Annotated in this window: 1 pseudogene; it reads left to right on the plus strand. The window is 77.2% G+C overall.

The annotated features are described in order from the left end of the window. Positions 1-1,841 (plus strand): annotated as a pseudogene (locus LI92_RS24010) (hypothetical protein); the annotation flags it as partial.

The following is a 1,841-nucleotide window of genomic DNA, read 5'->3' on the forward strand; positions in this document are numbered from 1 at the left end:
CCGGCACCACCGGCACCACCGGCACCACCGTTGTTGCCGTCGCCGCCCTTGCCGGCGTTACCGCCGTTGCCGTTGACGCCCGCGTCGCCGCCGGCGCCGCCGTTACCGCCATCGGCCGAACCATCGTTGGAGCTGTAGCCGTCACCACCGCTACCGCCGTTGCCGCTGACCGGTGCGGCATCACCGTCGGTGCCGTCGCTGCCGGCCGAACCGGTTCCACTGGCCCCGCCGCTGCCGGCCGCGCCGCCGGTACCACCGGCTCCGACCGTGCCGGTGTCGCCACCGCGACCGCCCTGACCACCGTCGGGGTTGTCCGCGCCGCCGGCAGCTCCCTGGCCGCCGTTGCCGGCCGCGCCCGCGTTGCCACCGGCACCGCCGTCACCACCGTTGCCGTTGTTACCCGCGGCGCCGTTGGTCGCGCTGCCACCGGCACCGCCGGCACCCGCGACACCACCGGCGCCACCATCACCACCGTCACTGCCGGCACCGCCGTTTCCACCGGGAACCGTGGCATCCGCGCCGTCGAAGCCGGCACCACCGTGGCCGCCGGCACCGCCGTTACCGCCCTGGCCGCCAGCGCCACCGGAGCCTACGACCGAGCCGCCCGCACCGCCGGCACCACCGGTACCACCGGCACCGCCCGCAGTGCCGTCGGAGCCGGCGACACCCTCGGCAGTGCTGTTCGCACCGCTCAGACCCGCGGAACCGTTACCACCGCTGCCGCCCGCTCCACCGTTGCCGTGGTCACCGGCGGCGCCGCCCGCGCCACCGTTGCCACCGGCGGTTCCCGGCGCCGCACCCGGATCAGCGGCTGCGTCATAGCCGGCACCACCGTTACCGCCGTTGCCGCTGGCCGGTGCGGCACCGTCGGCGCCGTTACTGCCTGCCGAACCGCCGGCCCCGCCGCTGCCGGCCGCGCCGCCTGCGCCGCCGGCCCCGACCGTGCCGGTGTCGCCGCCACGGCCGCCGTTGCCGCCGTGCGGGTTCGCGGCATTGCCGTTCGCACCGTGTCCGCCGTCGCCGGCCGCGCCCGCGTTACCGCCGGCACCGCCGTCACCACCGTTGCCGTTGTTACCCGCGGCGCCGTTGGTCGCACTGCCGCCGGCACCGCCGGCACCAGCCGCACCACCGGCGCCACCGTTGCCACCGTTGCTACCGGTACCGCCATCACCGCCGGGGACCGTGGCGTCCGCGCCGTCGAACCCGGCGCCGCCGTGGCCGCCGGCACCGCCGTCGCCGCCGAGACCACCGGCACCACCGGCACCGGCAACCGAGCCGCCGGCACCACCGGCACCGCCTGCACCGCCGGCACCGCCCGCCGTGCCGTCGGAGCCGGCAACCCCCACCGCAGTGCTGTCCGCACCGGCAGTCCCCGCGGCGCCGTTGCCACCGTTGCCGCCGACGCCGCCGTTGCCGCGGTCACCGGCGTCGCCACCGGCACCACCATTGCCACCAGCGGTTCCCGGCGCCGCACCAGGGTCGGCGGCCGCGTCGTAGCCGGCACCACCGTTGCCGCCGTTACCGCCGCTGGTCGGGGTGCTTCCGGCATTGCCGTCCGCCCCGCTGGTCGCCCCCGTTCCACCGGTGCCGCCGGCGCCGCCCGCACCGACGTTGCCGCCGCGTCCACCATTTCCGCCGTCGGGGTCGGCTGCGGTTCCGTTCGCGCCGTCACCACCGTTACCGGCCTGGCCGCCGCCACCGCCATTGCCCGCACGTCCGCCGACGCCCGTCGTGCCACCACCGGCACCGCCGTCACCGCCCGCACCGCCCGTGCCGCCGTTTCCGCCGTCGAAGCCGTCCCGGTGACCCGGGCTGCCGTCGGCACCTGTCTCTTATACACA

It is taken from the genome of Mycobacterium sp. UM_Kg1 (assembly GCF_000972925.1).
Taxonomy (GTDB): domain Bacteria; phylum Actinomycetota; class Actinomycetes; order Mycobacteriales; family Mycobacteriaceae; genus Mycobacterium; species Mycobacterium hiberniae.